Origin of the sequence: Methylobacterium platani, assembly GCF_001653715.1 — a bacterium.
Taxonomy (GTDB): domain Bacteria; phylum Pseudomonadota; class Alphaproteobacteria; order Rhizobiales; family Beijerinckiaceae; genus Methylobacterium; species Methylobacterium platani.
Window position 1 is genome coordinate 100,958 of the sequence record NZ_LWHQ01000007.1, and the last position, 25,750, is coordinate 126,707.

Consider the following 25,750-nt stretch of genomic DNA (forward strand, 5'->3'; position numbering starts at 1 on the left):
CGCTTGAGGAGAGGCTGTGGGTCGGGACGTGCTCTACGCGACGACGATCGAGGCCCTGCGGGCCGTTCCGGCCTTCGGGCATCGGATCGCCGGACCCGACCGGGCCTTCCTGCTGGTCGACGGCGCTGCGACGCGGCTGCTCCACGCCTCGCCGGCCGCCGAATCCCTGAGCGGCTCGATCGCCGATGCGGACGGGGTCCTCGATCCGGCCCTCGGCCTGCCGGCGCAGCTGCGCGGGTCCCTGGGCCTGCCCCCCGGAACGGCGCAGCCGCGCCTCGAGCGCCTGCGCCTCGCCGGGTCCCTCGCCCCGCCGCTGCTCTGCGCCTGCCTGCCCGCCGCGCTGCCGGACGGGAGCCGGGGCCTCGCCGTCGCGATCCTCGACCCGCTCCCCGTCCGCCGGCCGCGCCGCGCGCCGGCCGCGGCGCCCGCGCCCGCCGAGCCCGATCCCGCGCCGCCCGCGTCTCCCGACGCCGCCGCTGCCCCGGATCCCGCCGCTTCCACTCCCGCTGCCACTCCCGCCGCGCCGGCGCCCTCGTTGCGCTTCCTGTGGCGCAGCGACGCCCGCGGCTGCCTCGTCGAGGCGACGGCGGCCCTGTCCGATGCGGTCGGCGCCGCGCCGGTCGGCCTGAGCTGGGACGATCTCCTCGCCGGCCCGGTCGAGGCGGAAGCCGGCCTTGCCGAGGCCCTGGCGGAGCGCCGCACCTTCCGGGCCGTTCCGGTGCGCTGGCGCCTCGCCGGGACCCGGCAGGCGGTCGCCGTCGACCTCTCGGGGGCGCCGCGGCTCGGTGCCGGCCGTGCCTTCGCGGGCTTCAGCGGCTTCGGGGTGATCCACCCCGACCGGGTCGCCGCGGCGGCCGACCGGCGGGAGCCCGCCGAGCCGAAGCCGCCCCGCCCGACCCTGCGCGAGCGCGCCGCGGCGGTGATCGCCGTCGGGCGACCGGCGCCGACGGACGCCGTGCCCGACCTCGCCTCCGATCCGGCCCCCGATCCGGCCTCCGCTCTTGCCGCCTCGCCGGCCCTCGCGGCGGCAACGCCGGAGGAGACGGGCGACCCGCGCGACCTCGCCTCCCTCGCCGGGGCGACGATGGCGGAATTCGCCGGCCTGATGGCGGCGCCCTTCGCGCATCTCGGCATGAGCTGGGGCTTCGGTACCCGGCCGCCGTCGAGCCCGCCGGCCCCCCCGGCGCCGGACCGGCAGGACGGCGACGGCGGGCGGGCCGGGGACGAGCCGGGCGAGGGCCGCGCGGCCGATCGCCGGCATTCCGGGTCCGAATCGCCCGGGGCGCCGGCCCGGCCCGAGCCCGGGCCCGATTCCGAGGCGCCGGCCGACGAGGCCGCGCCCGCGGCGTCCGGCGACGAGCCCGCCGGGGACGGCCCGCGCGGCGCGGCGCTGTCCCTCAACGAGCACGCCGCCTTCCGGGAGATCGCCCGGGCGCTCGGCGCCCGCTTCGCCGGCGATCCGGACGGCGCCGAGGCCGTGCCGCCGGCACCCTCCGGCCCGGTGCATCGCGGCGCCGTGACGCCGTTCCGCGGCGTGTCGGGCCAGGGCCACGCCCTCGCCCGCCTGCCCGAGCGCGGCGCCGAATCGGCGCTCGCCCGGCTCGTCGAGCGCCTGCCGATCGGGCTCCTGGTCCATCGCGGCGACGAGGTCCTGCTCGCCAACCGCCACCTGCTGGCGCTGGCGGGCTACGACACCCTCGAGGCCCTGGCGGAGGCGGGCGGGCCCGGGGTGATCTTCCGCGGCCGCGACCCGGCGGCGCAGGCCGGCGCCGGCGAGGGCGCCCCGGTCGCCCTCACGACCCGCACCGGCGGCTCGGTGCCGGTCGGCGTCACCGTCGGGGTGGTCGAGTGGGACGGCGCGCCCGCCAGCCTGCTGACCATCCGCCGCCTGCCGGATGCCGACCCGGCCCAGTCGCTGGCGGCGGCCGAGGCCCATCTCGCCCATCGCGACGCGCACCTGCGCGAGACCACCGCGATCCTCGACGCGGTCACCGACGGGGTGGTGGTGCTCGACGAGGAGGGCCGGGTGATCGGCATGAACCGCGGCGCGCAGGATCTGCTCGGCGTCGATCCGCGCGAGGTCGCGGGCGCGTCCCTGACCGGCCTGTTCTCCCTCGAGAGCCGGCCCGCGGCCCAGGCCGCCCTGCTGCGGGCGAGCGCCGGCAACGTCGCGACCCCGGCCGAGGAGGTGATCGCCCAGGGGGCGGAGGGGCCGCTGCCCCTCGTGCTCACCCTGGCGCCGGTGGCGAGCGGGCCGCAGCGCCGCGTCGCCGCGGTCCTGCGCGACGTCTCGGGCGTCCGCCGCACCGAGGCCGAGCTGGTGCGCGCCCGCCGCGAGGCCGAGCGGGCCAGCGCCCAGAAATCCGACTTCCTCGCCACGATCAGCCACGAGGTCCGCACGCCGCTCAACGCCATCACCGGCTTTGCCGAGGTGATGCTGGAGGAGCAGTTCGGTCCCGTCGGCAGCGAGCGCTACCGCGACTACCTGCGCGACATCCGCGCCTCCGGCGAGCACGTGGTCAGCCTGGTCAACGACCTGCTGGACCTCGCCAAGATCGAGGCCGGGCACCTCGACCTCGCCTTCGCGGGTCTCGGCCTCAACGACCTCGTGGCGGCCTCGGTCGCCCTGATGCAGCCCCAGGCCGCGCGCCAGCGGGTGGTGATGCGCACGAGCTTCGCCCCCGGCCTGCCGGCGGTGCTGGCCGACCAGCGCTCCCTGCGCCAGGCCGCCCTCAACGTGATCTCGAACGCGATCAAGTTCACCGATGCGGGCGGGCAGGTGATCGTGTCGACGGCCGCGACCGACCGCGGCGGCGTGGCGCTGCGGGTGCGCGACACCGGCATCGGCATGAGCCCGGAGGAGGTCGAGACGGCCTTGCAGCCGTTCCGGCAGATCGCCACCGCCCAGCGCCGGGGCGGCGGCACGGGCCTCGGGCTGCCGCTCACCCGGGCGCTCGTCGAGGCCAATCGCGCCTCGCTGACGATCACCAGCCGCAAGGGCGAGGGCACATTGGTCGAGGTGCTGTTCCCGGCCGCCCGCGTGCTCGAATCCTGACCTATCGCCGGGGCGGTCCCCGGCGTAGGCTCCGGCCCGCGAAACGCCCCTCCAGGACCCGGCCACAGGATCCGGCCATGCCGCCCCGCCCCGCCGCCATCGCCGCCCTCCTCGCCCTGCTGGCGGTCGCCCCGGGCGGCGCTGCCGCGGACGGCCTGACGCTGACCGTCCTCACCGAGCGCACCGGCCCGGCGGCGGCCGCGGGCGCGCAGCTGGCGAACGGGCTCGCCGACTACCTGACGATGCTCGACCGGCGCGACGGCGGCGTCGGCGGGATCACCCTCACGGTCGAGGAATGCGAGACCGGGGGCGAGGTCGCGCGGGCGCTCGCCTGCCACGCGGCGGCGGTCGCCCGCGGCAGCGTCGCCGTGGTGCCCGGCAGCGCCGACGCGGCGCTCGCCCTGCTGCCGCGCCTCGCGGCGGGCCGGGTGCCCCTCGTCGCCTCCGGCTACGGCCCGGCCGCGATGGCGCGGGGCGACGCGCTGCCCTGGGCCTTCGCGCCGCCCGTCACGGTCTGGGACGGTCTCGCCGCGGCGCTCGCGCACCTGTCGCAGGACGGCAGCGAGGGCAACCCGCAGGGGCGCAGCCTCGCCTACCTGCACCGCGACAGCCCGGCCGGGCGCGAGCCGGTACCGGTGCTGCAGGCGCTCGCGGCGGAGGCCGGCCTCGAGTTCCGCGCCTACGCCCTGCCCGACGGGGCGGCGGCGCCGGACGCCGATCCGTGGCGCAGGGCCCGGGCGGCGGATCCCGACACCGTCATCCTCGATGCCACCGCCGGCCTCTCCGGCGCGCCCCTGCGCGACGCCGCGGCGGCGGGCTTCCCGCTCAACCGGGTCGTCACGATGGGCTGGACCGGCGAGGACGACCTGCTGCGGCCGGCCGGCGGCGCCCGGGACCTCACGGCGAAGGGCCTGCGCATCGTGACCTGGCACGCCCTGACGGACAGCTTCCCGGCCTTCGACCAGATCGACCTCCTGGTGGTCGATGCCGGCCTGTCGCGCACGCCCAAGGAGGAGAGCGCCGGCCCGCTCTACAACCGCGGGGTCTATGCCGGGGTGGTCCTGGCCGAGGGCATCCGCAACGCGCAGGCGCTGGCCGGCCGCAAGCGGATCGACGGCGCGGAGATGCGCCGCGGGCTCGAGGCGATCAATCTCGATCCGGTGCGCTGGAAGGAACTCGGCCTCGTCGGCTTCGCCCGGCGGCTTCGCCTGACCTGCGCCGACCACAGCGGCCGGCGCCCGGTCACCGTGCAGGAATGGACCGGGGCCCGCTGGGTCCAGGTCGGCGACGAGATCCCGGCCCCGCGCGAGCGCTTGAGCGCCCCTCTCGACGCCGCGGTGGCGGCCCAGGCCGAGCGCGCCGCCTCCGGGACCGGCAGCGCGGTGACGCAGCCGCGGGAGCCCTGCCCGGCCCGGCCGTGACCCACCTTCGCCGCGTCGACAAGTCTTCGCCAGATCGTTGCGTTGCGAAACGACGTCTGTCCGACTCCATCCGGTTTCCGTCGGATGCGCCCGCTCGTCATCGCGGGACGGAAACGGGGTGGAGGACCTTGCGTCACGCGGCTATCCTTGGGACAAGACGCGGCGACGTCGTGAAATTGCAGGAGGGATGCGCTGCGGGGCTGTACCCCGGCCTCCCATTCTCCTAGTGCGGGCACGGCGCGGAGCCCGCGCCACGCCGCCGACATCGCTCCAGCCGGGAGGAGACCGAACCCGCGATGACCAGCACCGCCCAGAGCCGGCCGGGGGCCGCGCGGCCCGCCGCCGACAGCCTCGCCTCGCAAGACCCGACCATCGCGGCCTACGACAACAAGGCCCGCATCAAGGCCATCGTCGGCTCCTCGTCGGGCAACCTCGTCGAGTGGTACGATTTCTACGCCTACGCCTTCACGGCGATCTACTTCAAGGACGTGTTCTTCCCGGGCTCGGACCCGACGGTGCAGCTCATCAACACCGCGGCGGTGTTCGCCATCGGCTTCCTGATGCGGCCGATCGGCGGCTGGCTGTTCGGCCGCGTCGCCGACCGCTACGGCCGCAAGACCTCGATGCTGATCTCCGTGATGATGATGTGCGCCGGCTCGCTCGTCATCGCGATCCTGCCGACCTACGCGCAGATCGGCATCTTCGCCCCCGTCCTCCTGCTCTTCGCCCGCATGGCGCAGGGGCTGTCGGTCGGCGGCGAGTACGGCACCTCGGCGACCTACATGAGCGAGGTGGCGCTGAAGGGGAAGCGCGGCTTCTACGGCTCGTTCCAGTACGTCACGCTGATCGGCGGCCAGCTGCTGGCCTCCCTCGTCGTCGTGCTGGTGACGCTGACCCTCGACGACAAGGCGATGACCGCCTGGGGCTGGCGCATCCCGTTCTTCATCGGCGCGGCCGCCGCCGTGGTCGCGCTCTACCTGCGGCGCTCGCTGCACGAGACCTCGACCGCCGAGACCCGCACCTCGCGCGAGGCCGGCAGCATGGCGTCGATCTGGCGCAACCATCGCCGCGCCTTCCTCACCGTGCTCGGCTACACCGCCGGAGGCTCGCTGATCTTCTACACCTTCACCACGTACATGCAGAAGTACCTGGTGAACACCACGCACATGGACAAGAAGACCGCCAACCTGGTGATGACGGCGGTGCTGTTCACCTACATGGTGGCGCAGCCCTTCTTCGGCATGTTCGCCGACAGGTTCGGCCGCAAGACCGCGATGCTGCTGTTCGGCGCCTCGACCACGCTGCTGACGGTGCCGCTGCTGCACGCGATCGCCGGCGCGCAGAGCCCGATCGTCGCCTACGCGCTGATCACCGCGGCGCTGCTCTGCGTGTCGTTCTACACCTCGATCAGCGGGCTGGTGAAGGCCGAGATGTTCCCGGCCGAGGTGCGGGCGCTCGGCGTCGGCCTGTCCTACGCCATCGCCAACGCGATCTTCGGCGGCTCGGCCGAGTTCGTGGCGCTGACCTTCAAGGAAGCGGGCTCCGAGACCACGTTCTACTGGTACGTGACGGCGATGTGCGCCATCGCGTTCCTGGTCTCGCTGCAGATGCCCGACAGCCGCCGCTCCGGCTACCTGCAGGGCGACGGCACGGCGTGATCGGTCGCGTGCCCTCGCCTCGACCATGGCGATGCGAGGGCGCCCGGCGCGTGGGCGCCGGCGCCCATCCGGGCCTGCCCGTCCCTCGCGAGGGACGGGTCACCCGGCGGCGTCAGACGAACAGGCGCTCCCTCTCGAGCCCCTTGTACAGGTCGGCGACCTGGGCGCCGTAGCCGTTGTAGATCAGCGTCGGCACCCGCTCGTCGGTGCCCAGCACCCGCTCGCTCGCCTGGCTCCAGCGCGGATGCGGCACCGCCGGGTTCACGTTGGCCCAGAAGCCGTATTCCGAGGCCTGCAGGCCCTCCCAGAAGGTCTTGGGCCGCTCGGCCGTGAAGGTGATGCGGTTGATCGACTTCACCGACTTGAAGCCGTACTTCCACGGAACCGCGAGCCGCAAGGGCGCGCCGAACTGGTTGATGAGCGGCTTGCCGTAGACGCCCGTCACCATGAAGGCGAGGTCGTTGCTGGCCTCGGCCATGGTCAGCCCTTCGGTATAGGGCCAGGGATAGAAGAACGCCCGCTGGCCGGGCGCCATCGCCTTGTCCATGAAGGTCTGCATCTGGATGTACTTGGCGTCGCCCTTCGGCTTGGCCAGAGCCACCAGGGCGCTGAGCGGGAAGCCGGTCCAGGGCACCGCCATCGACCACGCCTCGACGCAGCGGTGGCGGTAGAGCCGCTCCTCCAGCGCCATCTTGCGCACCAGGTCCTCGAAGCCGATCTCGAACGGCGCCTCGACGAGGCCGTCGACCTTGATCGTCCAGGGCTGGACCTTCAGGGCATTCGAGCCCGGCGTCACCGTCTTGTTGGTGCCGTACTCGTAGAAGTTGTTGTAGTCGGCGCTGTAGCGCTCGGCGGTCAGCGGGCGGTCGAGGGTGTAGGCCGGGTTCTGCCTGGCCGGATACAGGTCGGCGGTCTTCACCGCACCCGTCCCCTCCCCCGGCAGCGCGGCGTGGGCCGGACCGCCGGCGAGCGAAGCCGCCGCCATCCCGAGGCTGCCGCCCAGGAGCGTCCGGCGGTTGAGGAAGACCGATTCGGGCGTGGCGAGGCGCTCGGGCATCTCCCAGCCGCGCTTGACCTTGATGTGCATGACGCAAGTCCCTCGAAGGGCGGAGTGTGTTGCAGCGGAGATCGGGGCGAACGGCCCCCGGCGCAAGTCACGGTTCAGCGAGGCCCATCGCGACGACGACGCCTGTCGACGGCGCCCGTGCGAGCGGAGACAGGACCGCCTTCCCGTGCGATACGAACCCATGCCCGCCAAGAAGCCGAAACACACCGCCTTCACCGTCGCCGTCTCGGCCGCCGACGACGGGGCCAGCGCCCCGGCCCTGCGGGTCTACGTCGCCATGGCGACCGATCCCCTGGCGGCCGTGGCCGCCGTCCAGGCGGTGGCGCCGGAGGCGGCGGTGGAGCTGAGCGGCACCCTCTCGGACCGCCTCGCCGCCCGGATGAAGCTGAAGGCGGGCGAGGTCCGGCCGATCTGAGGCCGGATCCCGCTCGGATCTGCCCGGGCCGCAGCCGGCAAGCTCCGGCATGCGGACAGGCCCTCTCGGGTGTAGGGTGTCCCGCCATGAGGGACGCCCGCAGGACACGCGCAACGCTCGGACGAACCGTCGCCGGCCTCGCCCTCGCGACGGTGCTCCTCGGCGCCGCCGACGCGCAGGGCATCCCGCCCGCCGAGCGCCGCTCCGGCTTCGACCGGATGGCGCCCGAGACCCGGGCGATGCAGGCCGACGACACCGCCAATCCGGGAATGCTGTGGGTCCAGGACGGGGCGGAACTGTTCGGGCGTGCCCCCGCCCCCGGCGCGCCCGCCTGCACGGCCTGCCACGCCGCGGCGTCGCTGCGCGGCGCCGCCGCCCGCTACCCGGCCTGGGACGAGGGGACGGCCCGGCCGGTCGACCTCGAGAGCCGGATCGAGCTCTGCCGCACCCGCCACCAGGGAGCGGCGCCGCTGCCGCGGGAGGGCCGCGACCTCCTGGCGCTGACGGCCTACCTGGCGAACCTCTCCCGCGGGCTGCCGCTGGCGCCCCCGGCCGATCCGCGCCTCGCCCCGGCCCGGGCCGAGGGCAAGCGGCTGTTCGAGACGCCGATGGGCCAGCTCGGCTTCTCCTGCGCCGCCTGCCACGACGCCCATTGGGGCCGGCGCCTCGGCGCCGCGACGATCCCGCAGGGGCATCCCACCGGCTACCCGCTCTACCGTCTCGAATGGCAGGATCTCGGCTCGCTGGAGCGGCGCCTGCGCAACTGCCTTGCCGGCATGCGGGCCGAGCCGTTCACCCCCGGCTCCGCGCAGGCCGTGGCGCTGACCCTCTACCTGATGCAGCGCGCCGCGCCCCTGCCCCTGGAGAGCCCGGCCGTGCGTCCGTGACGGTGGCGGTGTCAGGCCCTCCCGCGTATCCTCGCCGCTCCGGGAGGCCCGCATGGCGCACGACCACGACCATCACGATCACCATCACGGCGACCACGACCACGATCACCCGCACGGCAGCGCGCTGTCGCCGATGGACCTGCGGGTGCGCGCCCTCGAATCGATCCTGGTCGAGAAGGGCTACGTCGACCCGGCCGCCCTCGACACCCTGATCGAGACCTACGCGACCAAGGTCGGGCCGCATAACGGCGCCCGGGTGGTGGCGCGGGCCTGGGTCGATCCCGCCTTCAAGGCGCGGCTCCTGCAGGACGGCAGCGCGGCGATGCGCGAGCTCGATGTCGGCGGCCGCGGCGGCGAGCACATGGTGGTGGTCGAGAACACGCCCGAGGAGCACAACGTCGTCGTCTGCACCCTCTGCTCCTGCTACCCCTGGCCGGTGCTCGGCCTGCCGCCGGTCTGGTACAAGTCGCCGCCCTACCGCTCCCGCGCCGTGATCGACCCGCGCGGGGTCCTGGCCGAGTTCGGCACCGTGCTGCCGCCGGAGACGCGGATCCGCGTCTGGGATTCGACCGCCGAGCTGCGCTACATGGTGCTGCCGATGCGCCCGCCCGGCACCGACCACCTCGACGAGGCGGCGCTCGCCGAGCTCGTCACCCGCGACGCGATGATCGGCACCGGGCTTCCCCTGAGCGCCGGCCAGGGAGACCGCGCATGAACGGCGGCCAGGATCTCGGCGGCATGCAGGGCTTCGGCCCGCTCGGCCTCGAGGCGGACGAGCCCCGGTTCCACGCGGTGTGGGAGCGGCGGGTCTTCGCGATGGCGATGGCGATGGGCTATACCGGCGCCTGGAACCTCGATGCCAGCCGCGCCGCCCGCGAATCGCTGCCGCCCGGCGAGTACCTGACCTCGAGCTACTACCGGATCTGGTTCCGCGCCCTGGAGAAGCAGGTTCAGCAGCACGGCCTCGTGGCGGCCGGGGAGCTCGCCGCCGGTGCCGCGCTGACGCCGCCCGCCCCGGTCGCCCGGGTGCTGAAGGCCGAGGAGGTGGCGCCGCTGTTCTCCCGCGGCTTCCCGAGCGACCGCCCGGCGCCGCATCCCGCCCGCTTCGCTCCCGGCGACGAGGTGCGGGCCAAGATCGTCAATCCGACCGGCCATACCCGCCTGCCGCGCTACGTCCGCGGCCGCACCGGCACGGTCGAGCGGGTCCATGGCGGCTTCGTCTTCCCCGATACCAACGCCGCCTTCGCCGGCGAGGCGCCGCAATGGCTCTACACGGTGCGCTTCGCGGCGGTGGAGTTGTGGGGCGAGGATGCCGATCCGGGCCTCACCGTCTCGGTCAACGCCTTCGAGAGCTACCTCGAACCGGCCCGGGTGCCGACGTCGTGAGCCGCCCGCCCGATCCCCCGGTCTTCGCCGCCCCCTGGGAGGCGCAGACCTTCGCGCTGGTGGTGTCGCTGCACGATGCCGGCCTGTTCACCTGGTCTGACTGGGCGCAGGCGCTCGGCCGGCACGGCGAGCGCACCGCCGATTACGCCCTGTGGCTCGAGACGATCGAGGCGCTGATCGCCGAGCGCGGGCTGACCAGCGAGGCGGCGCTGGAAGCGCGCCGCGCCGCTTTCGCCCGGGCGGCGGCGGCGACGCCGCACGGGCAGCCGATCCTGCTGGAGAACGATCCGGGGCCGTGAGCGGTCCTGCCGCTCATCCCCGCCCCGCCCGCCGCGCCGACACGGTCGCCAACGCCGCCAGGTCTTTCTCCCCGTCGCCATGCGCGAGCGCGTCGAGCAGGCTGTCGCGGAGCACGCTGGCGAGCGGCATCGGCACCCGGGCGGCCTCGCCGGCGGCGAGCGCCAGGCGGACGTCCTTGGCGCCGAGCGCCAGCCCGAAGCCCGGCGGTTCGTAGCGGCCGGCGGCGATCGAGGCGCCGTAGTTCTTGTAGACCGGGGCGGCGAAGATCGTGCTGGTCAGGAGGTCGAGGAGGTCGGCGGCCGGAACCCCGTGCGCCTCACCCAAAGCCGCGGCCTCGCCCATCGCCTCGATCGCCGCGACGATCATCATGTTGCCGGCGAGCTTGACGGCGTTCGCCCGGGCCGGCGCCTCGCCGAAGCGCCAGGTCTTCGCCCCCATCGCGTCGAGGAGCGGCTGGCCCATGGCGATTGCCTCGTCCGGTCCGGCGGCCAGGATGTTGAGCTTGCCCAGCTCCGCCACGTCCGGCCGGCCGAAGACCGGGGCGGAAATGTAAGGCACGCCCGCCCGGCCGTGCACCGCCGCCAGCTCCTCGGCGAGGGCCACCGAGATGGTGCTGGTGCCGATATGGAGCCCCGGCCTCTCGGCCTGGTCGAGCAGGCCGCCCTCGACGATGACGGCGCGCAGGGCCGCGTCGTCGGCCAGCATCGTCACGGCGGCGTCGCCCCGGAAGGCGTCCGCCGGCGTCGCGACCGGCTCGGCGCCGTGGGCGCGCAAGGCCTCGGCGGCGGCGGGAGAGCGGTTCCAGACCCGGACCCGGTGGCCGGCCTTGACCAGGTTGAGCGCCATCGGCCGGCCCATCCGGCCGAGCCCGAGAAATCCGACATCCATCGCGAACACTCCCGCCTGCGATCCCGCTGCGTCGCGCGGGAGATAAGGCGGGTTCGCCGGGTGTCAGCCCTTGTCGGTGTCGGTCCGTCACACGCCGAGGAGGGCGGCCTTCTCGACGCCGAGCACCTCGGCGATCTCGTCGAGGGCCTTGTGCTCCAGCTCGCTGATGCCGCCCTGGTCGGCGACGTCGGCGGCGATGAGGAACACGTCCTGGCGCTGCTCCAGCGCCCGGTCGGCGATGGCGCCGACGAGGCGCAGGTTCTCCAGCCGTCCGGCCCGGCTCTTCGCCCGGGCGATCGCCTCGTGCAGCTCCTGCTCGAGCTTCAGGACGCCGTAGGACTTGTGCAGGATCGGGTTGTTGCCGAGATCGGCCAGGGCCGTCTCGATCTCCTCCTCGTCGATCTCCTGGTCGGCCAGGATCACGGCGGCCGCCGCCGAGCAGGCGGCGTGGAGGAAGGCGGTGTCGCCGGCATAGGACATGACGACCCGGCCGACCCGGGAGAAGGCATCCTGAAACAGCCCCATGGCACGTCCTTAGCTGAAGAGATCCCTCGGGCCGTCAGCGGGCCCCTCGTCGCGGCGGGGCGGCCATCGAAGCATGGCGGTGCGGCGGCCGGCAAGTGCGGGTCCGCCGCCGTCCCCGGCCGGGAGGGTCGAGCCCCGGGACCTGCGCCAAGAAAAACCGCCGGCGTGCTCCGCCCGACACGCCCGCGCGGCGCCCGAAGGCTGCGGCGCGATCACGTCGCAGTCACATCCCGATCACGTCCCGGTCACGTCCCGGTCACATGGCGATGACCTGCCGGATCGCCTCTCCGCGATCGAGCCGGTCGAAGCCCTCGTTGATCTGGTCGAGGGTGAGGGTGCCGGTCATCAGCTTGTTCACCGGCAGGCGGCCCTGGCGGTACATCGCGATGTAGCGCGGGATGTCCCGGGCCGGGACGCAGGAGCCCATGTAGCTGCCGCGTACCACCCGCTCCTCGCCGACGAGGCCGACCGGCGGGATGGTGAAGCTGTGGTTCGGGTTGGCGAGGCCGGCGGTCGCGGTGGTGCCGCCCCGGCGGGTGATCCGGTAGGCGGTGTCGAAGGCCTTGACCGAGCCGGCCATCTCGAAGGCGTAGTCGACGCCGCCGTCGGTGGCGTCGCGGATCGCCGCGACGGCATCGGGATCGGAGGCGAGGAACGCATCGGTGGCGCCGAGCGCGCGGGCGATCCGGAGCTTGTCCTCCGAGAGGTCGACCGCGACGACGCGGCCCGCCCCGCTGGCCACCGCCCCGATCAGCGCCGAGAGGCCGACGCCGCCGAGACCCACCACCGCGACGCTCTCGCCCATCCGCACCCGGCAGGTATTCACCACGGCGCCGACGCCGGTCATCACCGCGCAACCGAACAGGGCGGCCTCGACGAGCGGGATGTCGGGGTCGATCTTCACGATCGAGCGGCGCGAGATCACCGCGTACTCGCCGAAGGCCGAGACGCCGCTGTGGTGGCTCACCTCCACCCCGTCGCAGCGGATGCGCTTCTCTCCCGACAGCAGCGTGCCGCGGCCGTTGGCGGCGTTGCCGGGCTCGCACAGGGCGCCGCGCCCCTCCCGGCAGGGCGCGCAGCCGCCGCAGGTCGGCACGAACGACATCACCACGTGGTCGCCGCGCTTCAGGTCGGTGACGCCGGGCCCGAGCTCCTCGACGACCCCCGACGCCTCGTGCCCCAGCGCCACCGGCACCGGACGGATCCGGTCGCCGTTGATGACCGAGAGGTCGGAATGGCACAGGCCGGCGCCCGCGATCTTCACCAGCACCTCGTCCGGCCCCGGCGGATCGAGCTCGATCGTCTCGATGGTCAGCGGACGGGTCTCGGCGTAGGGCCGCGCCACGGGGGCGTGGTGCAGCACGGCGGCGCGAACACGTAGGGACACAGGTACATCCTCCCGGCGGGGCATTCTCGGACGGGCCCCGGCGGGCGCAGGCTGGCAGCGGCCTCGTTGCCGGTCAACCGGCCGCAGGGCCGGCCGGACGCTCCGGCCCCGGGCGAGGCCGCGATCGGCCGCGGCGCATCTGCGTCGGGCGTCGCCGTTCCGGCCGACGAATCGCCCGCCCGACGCCCGGAGCCCCGGCATGGGGGAGGCGGCGGGGCCGAGCGTATGGCCGCCGCAGTACGTCGCCCAAGTATCCGACGGCGCGGCACTCGCGTTGCGCGAAAGACACGGAGCAACATACACCCGCGCGTCAGCGCATAATTTGCCTAATTTTTGCGCAAACGCACAATAAACAGTTTTGCCATGGTCCCGCCACACTGCCAGCTTGGCCACAGTTGGCTTCCAGATGGATCTTCGTCCCGTGGCAATGCGCTTCACCCTCAGCAGCCTGACCGTCGCCCTGCTGTCGTCCGGCTCCGCCTTCGCCGCCGACCTCGCAGCCCCGGCCCCGGCTCCGGTGGCGGTTGTCGAGAGCTGCAAGGCGACCCTGTCGCTGCCGGCCTATGGCGGCGTCATCAAGCCGAACCCGAACCCGTCCTGCTTCACCCTCGGCGGCTTCGGCGACATCTATGTCGGCGGCGCGCTCACCGGCTACGCCTACACCCAGACCAACCCGTTCCCGTTCTCGTCCGCCCCGCTGCCGAGCGACCGGGCCGGACGGGTCGACTTCACCAACATCCAGGGCTGGATCCAGAAGGCCGACGGCCCGTTCCAGTTCTACGTCCAGGCCGGCGTCTACGCGATCCCGTCCCTGGGCTTCGTCAACTACAGCGCCCTGCAGCAGACCGACCTGCTGTTCACGCCGCTGCCGGTCGCCTTCGGCAAGTACGTGTTCAACGACAACTGGTCGATCCAGGGCGGCCGCATGCCGACGCTGATCGGCACCGAGGCGCCGTTCACCTTCCAGAACCTGAACATCTCGCGCGGCCTGCTGTTCAACCAGGAAAACATCATCAACCACGGCGTCCAGGTGAACTACAGCGAGGGGCCGTGGTCGGCCTCGGTCGCCGGAACCGACGGGTTCTTCTCGGGCGAGATCAGCTGGCTCACCGGCGCCGTCACCTACAAGCTCGACGACAACAACTCGTTCGGCATCAACGGCGGCACCAATCTCGGCCGTACCAACGCCTTCGCCCAGAGCCTGCGCTACCAGTACGCCACGCCGGGCCTGCAGCAGAACAGCGGCATCGTGTCGGTGAACTACACCTACTCGAACGGGCCGTGGGCGATCACGCCGTACTTCCAGTACACCAACGTTCCGCGCGACTTCCGCCTCGGCATCGTCGAGGGCGCCTCGACCTATGGCGGCGCGGTCCTGGCGAGCTACACCTTCAGCGACAACTTCGCGCTCGCCGGCCGCGTCGAGTACATCGCCCAGACCGGCGACCGCCTGCTCGGCGGCACCAGCCTGCTCTACGGGGCGGGCAGCTCGGCCCTGTCCCTCACCGTCACCCCGACCTTCACCTTCGACCGCTTCTTCGTGCGCGGCGAGTACTCGCGGGTGCAGCTCTACGACATCACCCGCGGCGACCTCGCCTTCGGGACGCTCGGCACCGGCTTCGGCCGCACCGGCAACCGCACCTCGCAGGACCGCTACATGATCGAGGGCGGCATCACCTTCTGACGCTTCCCGACATCGGTCATCGTCCGCGCCCGCCCGGGATCCCCCGGGCGGGCGCCTCGCGTTTCCGGCCGGCGCCAGGAGAAGGCCGGCGCCAGGAGAAGGCCGGCGCCGAGAGGAAGGTTCGGCGGGAGATCCCTTCGAAGATCCCTTCGAAGATTTCCTGGGCCGGCACCGGAGCTTTTCTGGCTTGCACCGGTCCGGGGCGCGGTGACAGACGGGGGGCGCCCCCCGGAGCCGCCCGATGAGCTTCCTGCCCGACACCCCGACGCTTCTCGCCTATCTCGCCGCCTGCCTGGTGCTGTTCGTCACGCCCGGGCCCGACATGAGCCTGACGCTCGCCCGCACGATCGGCTCGGGCCGGCGGGCCGGGATCGTCACGGTGCTCGGCACCAGCCTCGGCACGCTGATCCACACCCTGGCCGCGGTGCTCGGCATCTCGGCGCTGATCGCGGCCTCGGCCACCGCCTTCACGGTGCTGAAGGTGGTGGGCGCGCTCTACCTCGCCTGGCTCGCCATCGACGCCCTGCGCCGCGGCTCGGCGCTCACCGTCCGCGCCGAGGCGGTGCGGGGCGGGCCCTGGCGCACCTTCTGCCTCGGCCTCGGCGTCAACCTCACCAATCCCAAGGTGGTGCTGTTCTTCCTGACCTTCCTGCCGCAATTCGTGCGCGCCGACGCCCCCGACCCGACCGGCCAGCTCGCCTTCCTGGGCCTCGCCTTCGTCGGCCTGTCGCTGCCGCTCGGGATCCTGATGGTGCTCGGCGCCGCCCGCGTCACCGGCGCGCTCCAGGCCCGGCCGCGGCTGATGCGGGGGATCGACTGGGCGTTCGCCGGGCTGTTCGGGACCTTCGCGGCCCGCATCCTGCTCACCGTGCGCTGAGCCCTCACGGCGCCGCGGCGGTGCCCGAGGCGGTCGCGACGAGGCGCAGATGGGCGGCCGGCCGCGTGTCGGCCCGGCAACTCTCGGCCCGGCAGGTGCGGTCGCGGCCGGCGTTCTTGGCGGCGTAGAGCGCCGCATCCGCCGCCCGGTAGAGCTCGGCCTGCGCGCGCGGGCCGACCGCCACGGCGAGCCCGATGCTCACCGTCACCGCTCCGGCCGGGATGCCGGCCGGGCCCACCGAGACCGCGGCGGCCGCCGCATGGAGCCGCTCGGCCACCCGGGCGGCCCCCTCGGCGTCGGTCTCCGGCAGGATCACGGCGAATTCCTCGCCGCCGATCCGGCAGAGGAGGTCGTGCGGCCGGTGGATGGCGGCCGTCAGGTGCTGCGCCAGCCCGCGCAGGATCTCGTCGCCGACGGCGTGGCCGTGGCGGTCGTTGAAGCGCTTGAAGTGGTCGGCGTCGACGATCAGCAGCGCGAGGGGCCGATCGTCCCGCGCGTCCTCCGCGGCCCGGCGCAGCGCCTCGTCGAAGCGGCGGCGGTTCGGCAGCCCGGTCAGCCCGTCGGTGAGCGACAGGCGGGCGAGCTCGGCCTCGACGGCGCTGCGGCGACGCAGCTCCCGCCCGCACAGCAGGGCGAGCAGCACCGCGAGGCCGAACAGGGCCAGCAGCGTGACGCCGATCATCACCGCCTTGGCCCGCCAGCCGGCCTCGATCTCCTCCGTGCTGATCCCGATCGACAGGAAGAGCGGCAGGTCGCCGACCTGCGTGAAGGTGTACCGCCGCAGGACCCCGTCGCGGTGGGCCCGCGCGGTGAAGCGGCCTTGCCGCTCGGCGATGACGCGCCGCAGGCTCGACGTCCCCCCGATATCGGTGCCGACGTCGCGCACGTCGTAGGGGAAGCGCACGATCTGGATGCCGTCCTGGCGGATCAGGTTGATGCTGCTGCCCCGCTCGAGGCCGACCCGCGCCAGGAGCCGGGTGAAGTGGGACAGCCTCAGGGTGGCGACGGCCACGCCGCCGAACGAGCCGTCGGGCTTGGAGATCCGGCGGCTGAAGGCGACCGTGTAGGCGCCCGACATCCGCGATTCGAACGGCTTGCTGATGTAGAGGCCGGCTTCCGGGTTCAGCCGGTGGACCTGGAAGTAGTCGCGATCGGCGAAGCTGCCGCCGGCGCCCGACGGGTAGCGCGAATTCAGGATGCCGTAGCCGTGCTCGTCGAACAGGACCAGGACGCCGGCTCCGTCGGCCGTCGCCACGGGATCGAACAGAACCAGCCGGCGCAGCGCCTCGGGTGCCGCCGCGACGAGCGGGCTCTGGACCTTCTCGACCATGCCGCGCAGCGCGAGATCGGTGACGGCGACGTTGCGGGCGATGTCGGTCTCGATCACCTGAAGCAGGCTCCGGGACGCCTCGTCGGCCCGTGCCCACATGTCCCGCCGCAGGTCGTAGAGCATGAAGCCGGAGACGAGCAGCATGCCGAGGGGCGCCAGGACACCGAGCACGATCCAGACCTGGGCGGTCTGAAGACCGGCGAGGAAGCGGCGCGGCAGCGACATCGGGGGTGGCTCTCGGGAAGGCGATCGGCTGGACGCTATCTCTCGCCCAGGAAATTAAACAGGACTTTCACGCCGCCGCCGCTCCCGCGTTTCTGCACAGGCTCGATTGTATTAGGCGGGGGAGTATTTTCCGACGGTCTGTCAGGACTTGCACGGTGGGTGAGCGAGGGCCGTGCGCGCGCATCCCTCAGCCGGTGGTGTCGTGCCCCGTAGCTCCCCTGCCGGGCGCCGCTCGCGTTCTCCGGCTTTGCCGGACTTTCTGTCGTCGACCCGGCGCCCACCTGGTCGATAAAACGTTCTAGCGCCGCGGCGCCGCCCACATCGTCGCCGGCCCACGCCCGGCGAAGCGCCCGGCGGCGAGCCAGTAGACCAGTCCGGCGATCCCGCCGGCGCAGAACAGGATCGCGGTCACCCGCCCCTCCCCGGCTCCGGCCGGGCCGCCGGCGCCGCGCATCAGCCAGGGCAGCAGCGCGGTGAGAAGCCCGGTGGCGCCGCCGTACCAGGCGAGCGCGCGCCAGCCCAGCACCTCGCCGACGACGGCGTTGAGGACCGGCGGCACGGCGACGAGGAGCAGGACGGCACGGCCGAGGCTCAGCGCGCCCTCGACCATGCCGGGATCGGGCGCGTAGCCCTCGGCGAGGTCCGACAGCACCGCCTCCAGCCCCGACAGGCCGAGCTGGCCGAGGATGTCGCGCAAGGCGGGATCCATCGCGACGCCGACCGCGAGGGCGACCGCCCCGCAGGCGATCGCCATCAGGAGCGCCGATCCGATCGCGAGGAGCCGGCCGATCGACATGCGCCGCCTCAATCGTCGTCGTGCGCGCCGGCATAGACGCCCTCGGCGCCGATGCCCTCTTCCAGCATCATCCGGGCGCGGGCGCGCAGCTTCTCGGTCTCGCTCTTGAGCTGGCCGCAGGCCGCCAGGATGTCGCGGCCCCGCGGCGTTCGCACCGGCGAGGCGTAGCCGGCATTGAACACGATCTCGGAGAAGCGCTCGATCCGCTCCCAGTCCGAGCACTCGTATTTCGAGCCGGGCCAGGGGTTGAACGGGATCAGGTTGATCTTCGCCGGGATGCCCTTGAGCAGCCGCACCAGCTCGCGCGCATCGGCGTCGGAATCGTTGACGCCCTTCAGCATCACGTACTCGAAGGTGATGCGGCGGGCATTCGACACGCCCGGATAGTCGCGGCAGGCCTGGAGCAGGTCGCGGATCGGATACTTGCGGTTGAGCGGCACCAGCTCGTTGCGCAGGTCGTCGCGAACCGCGTGGAGCGAGATCGCCAGCATGGCGTTGGCCTCGAGGCCGAGCCGCTCGAATTGCGGCACCACGCCGGAGGTCGAGACCGTGATGCGCCGGCGCGACAGGCCTAAGCCCTCGTGGTCGCTCATCACGCCGACCGCGTCGATGACGTTGTCGACGTTGTAGAGCGGCTCGCCCATGCCCATGAACACGATGTTCGAGACGAAGCGCGAGCCGTCGACCGGCACGAAGGCGCCCTTCGGCGGGGTCTTCCCCGGCCAGTCGCCGAGGCGGTCGCGGGCCACCACCAGCTGCGAGACGATCTCCTGGCACGAGAGGTTGCGCACCAGGCGCTGGGTGCCGGTGTGGCAGAACGAGCAGGTCAGGGTACAGCCGACCTGCGACGAGACGCAGAGCGTGCCGCGGTCGTTGGCCGGGATGTAGACGCACTCGATCTCGGCGCCGCGGTTGTGGTCGTGCCGGCCGGTCGGCGGCATGCGGATCAGCCACTTGCGGGTGCCGTCGCGCGACACCTGCTCGCTCACCACCTCGGGCCGGTCCAGGGTGTGGATGCCGGCGAGCTGGCCTTTGAGCACCTTGCTGACGTTGGTCATCTCGTCGAAGGACGAGGCGCCCCGCACGTTGATCCAGTGCCAGAGCTGGCCGGCGCGCATGCGCTGCTCGCGCTCCGGCACCCCGATGGCGGCGAGCCGGGCCTTCAGCGCCTCGCGGGTCAGGCCGACGAGGGAGGACGGGCCGGTGGTCTCGAGCGCCTCGGGGCGGATCTCCGGCGTCTTCTCGATCGCCGGGGCAAGGCCGGGTTGGGATTGCTCGGATGCGGCGCCAGTCCCGCGCCGGGCGGTGTCGAACGACGCCGTCGCCATGATATCGTAGACCTTCGAATGAAACGGATTACCTCGGCATATAGGGGTATTCGGGCCGAAACGCGATGGGCGGGGCCGAATCCGGTGAGGATCGGGAGTCCCGGCAAAAAGAAGAGGCGGGGGTTTACCCTCCCCCCGCTGCGCAGGGCTGTCCGGGAAAAAGGAGGGGCGCGGGATCCCCTCTCCCGTGTGGGAGAGGGGTAGGGGCGATCGAAGATCGCGTAGGGTGACACGGTTCTGAGTCAGGCTCTGACCGTGCCGCTACCAGCACCGCGCTCAGTGTATCACACGGAAGCGTGTCACCCTCACGCGGGATCTTCGATCCCCCGGCCCCTCTCCCACTCGGGAGAGGAGAGACGCGCTTGATCTTGAAAGAGATTTTCCCCGGACAGCCCTGCCGCAGAGGGGCGAGGAAGAAACCCGCGCCCCTCTTCTACGGTTCGCAAAATCCGCCTACTTGCACTCCTCGCGGGTGCGCTTCATCGCCTCGCCGAAGCCGTCGAGGGCGTATTCGTCGGTCGAGGCGTTGCCGCGCTGCGAGACCGCCTTGATGACGACCTTCTTGCCCCGGCCCATCTCGGCGACGACCTTGCTCTCGTCGGCCGGGTTCTGCACCCAGGCATTGGCGCCCTTCACCACCAGCGCGTAGCGGGCCGAGCCGATCGCGAGGCTCGGATCGGACGCCGACGAGGCCGGGGCCGGCACGGCGCCGTTCGCCGCCGCAGTCGTGGTGGCCTGGCCGCTGCCGGGCTTGGGCGCGAAGCCCAGCATCACCGCGACCTCGTTGTTCACCTTCTCGCCCTTGCGCACGGTGACGAAGAGATAGGCCGGATCGCGCTTGAGGCTCTTCGGAAGGCGCACCTGCGGCTGGCTGATGGCGTAGCAGATCCGCGCCTTGCCCTCGCCGGCGGCGAAGACGTTCCAGTCGCCGAAGGTGCCGACCGGGCTGGCCTGCAGGCTCGGGGGCGCGGCGTCCGCCTTGGGCTTCGGCTTCGGCTTGGCCGCGGCGGGCAGGACGAGGAGGGACAGGCCGGCGGCGGCGAGGAGGGATGCGCGAATCATGCGGGCACTCTAGTCGCGGGGGGTGCGCTTGCCCACCCGATCGCCGGAAAATGCGGCGAAATCAGTGGGCTATCGACAGCTCCCGACGAATTGCTGCGGTGCAGGAATGACCCGCGGCCGCCGGTGGGGCATGGTCCGGCCCGAGGAAACGTATGCCGAGAGGCCGCGAAGGTCGCATGACTGCCCCATCCCCGTCGGACCTGCCCGAGACCATCCCGGTGCGCGAGGCGCACCGCTTCCCGACCGAGGCGCTGGAGACGTTCCTCGCCCAGCAGGGTCTCGGGCGCTTGCGCGAGCTGCGGCAGATGCGCGGCGGCCAGTCGAACCCGACCTTCCTGGTCATGGCCGAGGCCGGCGAGTACGTGCTGCGCAAGCAGCCGCCGGGCAAGCTCCTGCCCTCCGCCCACGCGGTCGACCGCGAGTTCCGGGTGCTGCAGGCCCTCTCGCGCACCGACGTGCCGGTGCCGCAGGCGGTGGCCTACTGCGCCGATCCGGCCGTCATCGGCACGCCGTTCTACCTGATGGAGCGGCTGCACGGCCGGGTGTTCTGGGACCCGATGCTGCCCGAGCTGCCGCGCGAGGAGCGGGCGGGCATCTATTACGGCATGAACGAGGCCCTGGCGCAGCTCCACCTCGTCGACCCGGCGGCGATCGGGCTCGCCGATTTCGGCCGCGCCGGCAACTACTTCCAGCGCCAGATCGAGCGCTGGTCGAAGCAGTGGGCCGCCTCGAAGACCCGCGAGAACGTCGCGATCGACCGCCTCGCCGAGTGGCTGCCGGCCCACATCCCGGCCGACAGCGACGAGACCCGGATCGTCCACGGCGATTTCCGCCTCGACAACATGATCTTCCACAAGACCGAGCCGCGGGTGATCGGCATCATCGACTGGGAGCTGGCGACGCTCGGCCACCCGCTCGCCGATCTCGGCTACAACTGCATCGCCTACAACACCGACCCGTCGGCCTATCGCGGCATGCTCGGCCGCGACCTGCCGGCCCTGGGCATCCCGACCCAGGACGAGTACGTGCGCCGCTACTGCGAGCGCACCGGCCGGCGCGACGGGATCACGCCGTTCCACGTTGCCTTCGCGCTGTTCCGCCTCGCGGTGATCCTGGAGGGCGTGCTCGCCCGCTCGAAGGCCGGCAACGCCTCGAGCGACGAGGCGAGCCAGAAGGGTGCGCTCGGCATCGCGCTCGCCGAACGGGGCTGGGAGCTGGCGCAGGGGCGGGCCTGACGGGACGCCACCCCGCCCGTCCGCGCTCAGGCGGGGCCGGTCATCCCCGGGGGGCGCCGGCCTCGCGCTCGCGCCGCCGCTGCAGGCGGGTGACGCCGTAGATCGTCGCGAGGCGCAGGCGGGCGGAGCGGACCTGCGGCGCGCTGCGCTCGGCCTGGACGGCCGCGATGGTGCGGAGCGCCGCCGCGACGGAGCGCTCGAGAGCGGCGGTCTCCTCGCCGCGCGTGGTCCGGCCGGTCTGCATCCGGATGTCCCCTCCTGCTCGATGCCGAGGGTTTGACCCGGACAATCCGGCATGGGCGGGGCCGGATGGTGGCGGAGCGGCGCCTTGATTGAGGGGCGCCGCTCACATCATCGGCACCGCCGGCCACGCCGCCGAGGCCGCGGCCGCGACGTCGAGCAGGTTGCCGACGCCCTCGCTCCACAGCGAGAAGGCGGTGGGCGGACTGAGCGCCAGGACGGCGTGGATCTCCCGGCCGCCGGTCCCGGCCTCGGCGCCGAGGCGGCGGGCCAGCGCCCGCATCGGCCGGTTGCCGGCCAGGCAGCGCAGGTGGAGCCGGCGCGTGCCGCCGTTGCGGGCGGCCTGGGCGAGGCGGGTGCCGAGCGCCGCGCCGAAGCCCCGGCCGCGATGGCCGGGCGCCACCGCGAAGGCGAGCTCGGCCTCCGCCGCGGTTCCGGCGGGGCGCAATTCGCCGACGCCGCGCAAGCGGCCGTCCGCGAAGGCGCCGACGATCAGGCCCTCCGCCGAGACCGCGCGGGCGGCGTAGGCGGCGGCGGCCGTCTCGCTCACCGCCCCCATGAAGCGGTCGAAGCGGGATTGCGGGTCGAGGTCGCGGAACAGCGCGACGATCGCGGCGCTGTCGGTCGACCACAGGCGCCGGACCAGGGGGCCGGCGGGAGGCTGGGTGTTCTTCATTCTCGAGAGGCACTCCGGACGGGGGACGGCACGATCTCGAGCGTTTCCTCATCCCGGCCGTCGGCCGGGATTGTGCAATGCAGCAAATGGGAGCGCCGTTCCGGTGTTGCACGGCGGGACGGCCGTGCCGTTCGCGCATGGCGCCGCCTTGTTCTCACCGCATTGCGCGGGCTTGCGCGCCGGGATAAGCCCGCTGCCGTGACGCAAAGCCCCGCTTCCGCCGCCCGCGGCCCTGTCGCCGCCCGCTACGACGCCCTGGTCGAGTCGGGGGCGATCGAGCGCGATCCCGCCCAGGCCGACCTCGTCGGCCGCCTCGACGGGCTGATCCGCGACCTCGCCGAGGTTCCGCCGCCGTCGAGCCCCGGCATGCTCGGCCGGCTGTTCGGCCGCAGGCCCGAGCCGGTGGCGGCGCCGCCCGGCCTCTACGTCTGGGGCCTCGTCGGGCGCGGCAAGACCATGCTGATGGACCTCTTCCACGAGGCGGCGCCGGGCCCGAAGCGCCGGGTGCATTTCCACGCCTTCATGGGCGACGTGCACGAGCGCATCCACCGCCACCGCCAGGCGGTGAAGCAGGGCACGGCGAAGGGCGAGGACCCGATCCAGCCGGTGGCCGAGGCGCTGGCGGCCGAGGCGCGGCTGCTCTGCTTCGACGAGTTCACCGTCACCGACATCGCCGACGCGATGATCCTCGGGCGGCTGTTCACGGCGCTCTTCGCCCGCGGCACCGTGATGGTGGCGACCTCGAACGTCGAGCCCGACCGGCTCTACGAGGGCGGGCTCAACCGCGCCCTGTTCCTGCCCTTCATCGACCAGCTCAAGGAGCGGGTGGACGTGGTGCGACTCGATTCGCGCACCGATTTCCGGCTGGAGAAGCTCGGCGGCAGCCCGGTCTACCACGTCCCGGCGGACGCGGCGGCGGCCGCGGCGCTCACGCAGGCGTTCCGGGCCCTGTCCGGCGCGCCGACGGGCCGGCCGACGACGATCACCGTCAAGGGCCACGAGGTGGCGATCCCGGAGGCCGCGGGCGGCGTCGCGCGCTTCACCTTCGCGGATCTCTGCGCCCGGCCGCTCGGCGCCGCCGATTACCTGGCCCTGGCCGAGCGCTTCCACACCGTGATCGTGGAGGAGATCCCGGTGATGGACATGCCCCAGCGCAACGAGGCCAAGCGCTTCATCATCCTGGTCGACGCGCTCTACGACACCCGCACCAAGCTGCTCGCCTCCGCCGCCGCCGAGCCGACCGGGCTCTACCTCGCCGATACCGGCCGCGAGGCGTTCGAGTTCGAGCGCACCGTCTCGCGCCTGATCGAGATGCGCTCGGAAGAGTACCTCGCCCTGCCCCACGGCCGCCCGGACGAGGCGACGGGCAGCACGACCGGGCTGGTGGAAACCTGAGCAGGGCGCCGGCGCGCTTCTTGATTGCGCCGCATTCGGCGCGCCGAAGCGGTGGTGCGATTCCGTTGTTAGATCATTCGACCCGAGGCCGCCGATGACCCCCTCCCCCGCGCCCACCGACCTCTCGCCGGACCGCTCCGTCGCGGCGATCTCGCGCTGGCTGGCGGTGGAGAGCCCGACGGACTCGACCGACGGCGTCAACCGGATGATGGACCTCGTCGCCGACGAGGCCGCCGGGTTGAGTCTCGCCGTCGAGCGGGTGCCGGGCCGCGACGGCTATGGCGACAACCTGATCCTGCGGGCCGGCCCGCGCACGAGCGAACCCGGCATCCTGGTCCTGTCGCACCTCGACACCGTCCATCCGATCGGCACCCTCGCCCACGACCTGCCGGTGCGGGTCGAGGGCGACCGGCTCTACGGCCCGGGCGTCTACGACATGAAGGGCGGCGCCTGGCTGGCGCTGCAGGCCTTCGCGGCGGCGTCCCGCGGCGGCGCGGCGCGGCGCCCGCTCACCTTCCTGTTCAGCAGCGACGAGGAGACCGGCTCGGCCTCGACCCGCGGGCTGATCGAGGATCTGGGGCGCACGAGCGCCGCCGTGCTGGTCACCGAGCCCGGCCGCGACGGCGGCAAGGTGGTGACCGGGCGCAAGGGCGTCGGCCGGTTCGACGTCCATGTCGAGGGCCGTCCGTCGCATGCCGGCACCCGCCACGCCGACGGCCGCAACGCCATCCGGGAGGCCGCCCGGCTGATCCTCGAGATCGAGGGCCTGACCGATTACGCCCGCGGCGTCACCACCACGGTCGGGACGATCCACGGCGGCACCGCCGAGAACGTGGTGCCGCAGCATTGCCGCTTCGCCGTCGACCTGCGGGTCGTGACGGCCGCGGACGGCGAGGACTATGCCGGCCGGATCCTGGGCCTGCGCGCCGCCGAGGATTTTCGCGTGACGGTGACCGGCGGCATGAACCGGCCGCCCTATGCGTCGCAAGCGGGTGCGGCGCTCTACGCCCACGCCAAGGCGCTCGCCCGCGCCGAGCTCGGGATCGATCTCGGCGAGGTGCCGCTCACCGGCGGCGGCTCGGACGGCAACTTCACCGCGGCTCTGGGCATCCCGACCCTCGACGGGCTCGGCATCGACGGCGACGGGGCGCACACGCTCCAGGAATACGGCCTGATCTCCTCGATCGCCCCGCGCATGCGGCTGATGCAAAGGTTGCTCGAGACGCTGTGAGGCGCCCCGTGTCCCGCCGACGGGCCTGACGTCCACCGCGTCTTTCCGGGGCCGCGCCGTGGAGCGCGGAGTGCCTGCGGCACGCCCGGAACCGCTATTCGATCGGAGGAAGACGAGAACGCGCTTCGCGTCGTCCTTCCAATCCTGCGCGTCTGGATCCCGGGTTCCGCTGCGCGGCCCCGGGACCCCTGTGTGGTGGAAGCGCGGGGTCTGATCGGGCTCGGGGGGCGGATCGACGATCACCGGCGTTGTCCCTGCCCGCCCCACGAGGAGCCCCACATTGTCCGACCGCCGCAACCCCTGGGTCACGCTCTCCCGCGAGCGCCGCTACGAGGACCGCTATCTCGGCCTCGACCTCGACCAGCTGCGCCACGAATCCGGCCGCGAGCACCCCCATGTCGCCCTGCGCTTCAAGGTGTTCGGCGTCGCGGTGCTGCCGGTCGATCCGCAAGGGCGGGTCAGCCTGATCGGGCAGTACCGCTACGTCCTCGACCGCTTCACCTGGGAATTGCCGCGCGGCTCCGGCCCGGTCTCCGACGACGCGCTCGCCACCGCCCGGCGCGAATTGCAAGAAGAGACCGGGGACGCTTCCTTTCTCTTCCTCTCCTTCTCTTTCTTTTTTTCCTTCTCTCTTCTTTTTCTTCATTTTTTGTTTGGAAGATGATCCTGGAGGGCGGCGTGGC

At 72.9% G+C, this 25,750-nt stretch carries 24 protein-coding genes; 14 read left to right on the forward strand and 10 right to left on the reverse strand.

The window, feature by feature from the left end; all coding sequences use genetic code 11:
* Nucleotides 1-16 precede the first annotated feature (16 nt).
* The 3 genes from A5481_RS03305 (at nucleotide 17) to A5481_RS03315 (ending at nucleotide 6,134) form a co-directional block, all read left to right on the forward strand.
* On the forward strand, nucleotides 17-3,055 hold the full coding sequence (locus A5481_RS03305; RefSeq protein ID WP_048436770.1) for a PAS domain-containing sensor histidine kinase: 3,039 nt from the start codon (nucleotides 17-19) through the stop codon (nucleotides 3,053-3,055).
* 77 nt (nucleotides 3,056-3,132) lie between these two features.
* The gene (locus tag A5481_RS03310) at nucleotides 3,133-4,476 is read left to right on the forward strand and encodes an ABC transporter substrate-binding protein (protein WP_048436771.1); all 1,344 of its coding nucleotides are present in this window, start codon (nucleotides 3,133-3,135) and stop codon (nucleotides 4,474-4,476) included.
* A gap of 296 nt (nucleotides 4,477-4,772) precedes the next feature.
* Complete coding sequence (locus A5481_RS03315) at nucleotides 4,773-6,134, forward strand: MFS family transporter (protein WP_048436772.1); 1,362 nt, start codon at nucleotides 4,773-4,775, stop codon at nucleotides 6,132-6,134.
* A 112-nt stretch (nucleotides 6,135-6,246) separates the two neighbouring features.
* On the opposite strand, the gene msrP is transcribed toward A5481_RS03315, so the two are convergent.
* Nucleotides 6,247-7,221 carry a protein-methionine-sulfoxide reductase catalytic subunit MsrP gene (msrP, locus tag A5481_RS03320; protein WP_048436773.1) on the reverse strand — a complete coding sequence of 325 codons (975 nt, stop codon included), beginning with the start codon at nucleotides 7,219-7,221 and terminating at the stop codon, nucleotides 6,247-6,249.
* 145 nt (nucleotides 7,222-7,366) lie between these two features.
* Here msrP and A5481_RS03325 point away from each other — a divergent pair, with 145 nt between their 5' ends.
* The 5 genes from A5481_RS03325 to A5481_RS03345 all read left to right on the forward strand — a co-directional run bounded on the left by A5481_RS03325 (nucleotide 7,367) and on the right by A5481_RS03345 (nucleotide 10,187).
* Nucleotides 7,367-7,615, forward strand: coding sequence for a hypothetical protein (locus A5481_RS03325; RefSeq protein ID WP_245298616.1), 249 nt, complete (start codon nucleotides 7,367-7,369; stop codon nucleotides 7,613-7,615).
* Nucleotides 7,616-7,701: 86 nt separating this feature from the next.
* The gene (soxA, locus tag A5481_RS03330) at nucleotides 7,702-8,502 is read left to right on the forward strand and encodes a sulfur oxidation c-type cytochrome SoxA (protein WP_048436775.1); all 801 of its coding nucleotides are present in this window, start codon (nucleotides 7,702-7,704) and stop codon (nucleotides 8,500-8,502) included.
* Between the two features lie 52 nt (nucleotides 8,503-8,554).
* On the forward strand, nucleotides 8,555-9,217 hold the full coding sequence (gene nthA, locus A5481_RS03335) for a nitrile hydratase subunit alpha (RefSeq protein ID WP_048436776.1): 663 nt from the start codon (nucleotides 8,555-8,557) through the stop codon (nucleotides 9,215-9,217).
* Entirely contained in the window at nucleotides 9,214-9,888 is a 675-nt protein-coding gene (gene nthB / locus A5481_RS03340; protein WP_048436777.1) for a nitrile hydratase subunit beta, read from the forward strand. The genes nthA and nthB overlap by 4 nt, the downstream gene beginning before the upstream one ends.
* Nucleotides 9,885-10,187, forward strand: a complete 303-nt coding sequence (locus A5481_RS03345; protein WP_048436778.1) for a nitrile hydratase accessory protein — start codon at nucleotides 9,885-9,887, stop codon at nucleotides 10,185-10,187. Before nthB ends, A5481_RS03345 begins: the two co-directional genes overlap by 4 nt.
* 13 nt (nucleotides 10,188-10,200) lie before the next feature.
* Here the strand turns inward: A5481_RS03345 and A5481_RS03350 are convergent, their stop codons facing one another.
* The 3 genes from A5481_RS03350 to A5481_RS03360 form a co-directional block, all read right to left on the reverse strand.
* Complete coding sequence (locus A5481_RS03350; RefSeq protein ID WP_048436794.1) at nucleotides 10,201-11,076, reverse strand: NAD(P)-dependent oxidoreductase; 876 nt, start codon at nucleotides 11,074-11,076, stop codon at nucleotides 10,201-10,203.
* 87 nt (nucleotides 11,077-11,163) lie between these two features.
* Nucleotides 11,164-11,601 carry a Tellurite resistance protein TerB gene (locus A5481_RS03355; protein ID WP_048436779.1) on the reverse strand — a complete coding sequence of 146 codons (438 nt, stop codon included), beginning with the start codon at nucleotides 11,599-11,601 and terminating at the stop codon, nucleotides 11,164-11,166.
* 256 nt (nucleotides 11,602-11,857) lie between these two features.
* Entirely contained in the window at nucleotides 11,858-12,988 is a 1,131-nt protein-coding gene (locus A5481_RS03360; protein WP_245239153.1) for a zinc-dependent alcohol dehydrogenase family protein, read from the reverse strand.
* 421 nt (nucleotides 12,989-13,409) lie between these two features.
* On the opposite strand from A5481_RS03360, the gene A5481_RS03365 reads away from it, so the two are divergent.
* Nucleotides 13,410-14,672, forward strand: coding sequence for a porin (locus tag A5481_RS03365; RefSeq protein WP_156312110.1), 1,263 nt, complete (start codon nucleotides 13,410-13,412; stop codon nucleotides 14,670-14,672).
* 241 nt (nucleotides 14,673-14,913) lie between these two features.
* Nucleotides 14,914-15,549 carry a LysE family translocator gene (locus A5481_RS03370; protein WP_048436782.1) on the forward strand — a complete coding sequence of 212 codons (636 nt, stop codon included), beginning with the start codon at nucleotides 14,914-14,916 and terminating at the stop codon, nucleotides 15,547-15,549.
* Nucleotides 15,550-15,553: 4 nt separating this feature from the next.
* Here the strand turns inward: A5481_RS03370 and A5481_RS03375 are convergent, their stop codons facing one another.
* From A5481_RS03375 to A5481_RS03390, 4 genes are all read right to left on the reverse strand, one after another.
* Nucleotides 15,554-17,104 (reverse strand): sensor domain-containing diguanylate cyclase, encoded by a 1,551-nt coding sequence (locus tag A5481_RS03375; RefSeq protein ID WP_048436783.1) that lies wholly within the window; start codon nucleotides 17,102-17,104, stop codon nucleotides 15,554-15,556.
* Nucleotides 17,105-17,402: 298 nt separating this feature from the next.
* Nucleotides 17,403-17,900, reverse strand: coding sequence for a hypothetical protein (locus A5481_RS03380; protein WP_048436784.1), 498 nt, complete (start codon nucleotides 17,898-17,900; stop codon nucleotides 17,403-17,405).
* Nucleotides 17,901-17,908: 8 nt separating this feature from the next.
* Nucleotides 17,909-19,228: a dual-specificity RNA methyltransferase RlmN gene (rlmN, locus tag A5481_RS03385; protein WP_048436785.1), complete on the reverse strand. Its 1,320-nt coding sequence runs from the start codon at nucleotides 19,226-19,228 to the stop codon at nucleotides 17,909-17,911.
* A 453-nt stretch (nucleotides 19,229-19,681) separates the two neighbouring features.
* Complete coding sequence (locus A5481_RS03390) at nucleotides 19,682-20,290, reverse strand: invasion associated locus B family protein (RefSeq protein WP_048436786.1); 609 nt, start codon at nucleotides 20,288-20,290, stop codon at nucleotides 19,682-19,684.
* Between the two features lie 176 nt (nucleotides 20,291-20,466).
* On the opposite strand from A5481_RS03390, the gene A5481_RS03395 reads away from it, so the two are divergent.
* Nucleotides 20,467-21,525 (forward strand): phosphotransferase family protein, encoded by a 1,059-nt coding sequence (locus tag A5481_RS03395; RefSeq protein WP_048436787.1) that lies wholly within the window; start codon nucleotides 20,467-20,469, stop codon nucleotides 21,523-21,525.
* A 40-nt stretch (nucleotides 21,526-21,565) separates the two neighbouring features.
* On the opposite strand, the gene A5481_RS03400 is transcribed toward A5481_RS03395, so the two are convergent.
* Both A5481_RS03400 and A5481_RS03405 read right to left on the reverse strand, forming a co-directional pair.
* Nucleotides 21,566-21,769, reverse strand: coding sequence for a hypothetical protein (locus tag A5481_RS03400; RefSeq protein WP_048436788.1), 204 nt, complete (start codon nucleotides 21,767-21,769; stop codon nucleotides 21,566-21,568).
* Nucleotides 21,770-21,871: 102 nt separating this feature from the next.
* A complete protein-coding gene (locus A5481_RS03405; RefSeq protein ID WP_048436789.1) occupies nucleotides 21,872-22,441 on the reverse strand; it encodes a GNAT family N-acetyltransferase in 570 nt (189 codons plus the stop codon).
* A gap of 198 nt (nucleotides 22,442-22,639) precedes the next feature.
* Here A5481_RS03405 and zapE point away from each other — a divergent pair, with 198 nt between their 5' ends.
* From zapE to A5481_RS03420, 3 genes are all read left to right on the forward strand, one after another.
* Entirely contained in the window at nucleotides 22,640-23,836 is a 1,197-nt protein-coding gene (zapE, locus tag A5481_RS03410) for a cell division protein ZapE (protein ID WP_048436790.1), read from the forward strand.
* Nucleotides 23,837-23,930: 94 nt separating this feature from the next.
* Nucleotides 23,931-25,067 carry a M20 family metallopeptidase gene (locus A5481_RS03415; protein WP_048436791.1) on the forward strand — a complete coding sequence of 379 codons (1,137 nt, stop codon included), beginning with the start codon at nucleotides 23,931-23,933 and terminating at the stop codon, nucleotides 25,065-25,067.
* Between the two features lie 280 nt (nucleotides 25,068-25,347).
* A complete protein-coding gene (locus A5481_RS03420; RefSeq protein WP_064503776.1) occupies nucleotides 25,348-25,731 on the forward strand; it encodes an NUDIX domain-containing protein in 384 nt (127 codons plus the stop codon).
* The last annotated feature ends 19 nt before the right edge of the window (nucleotides 25,732-25,750 follow it).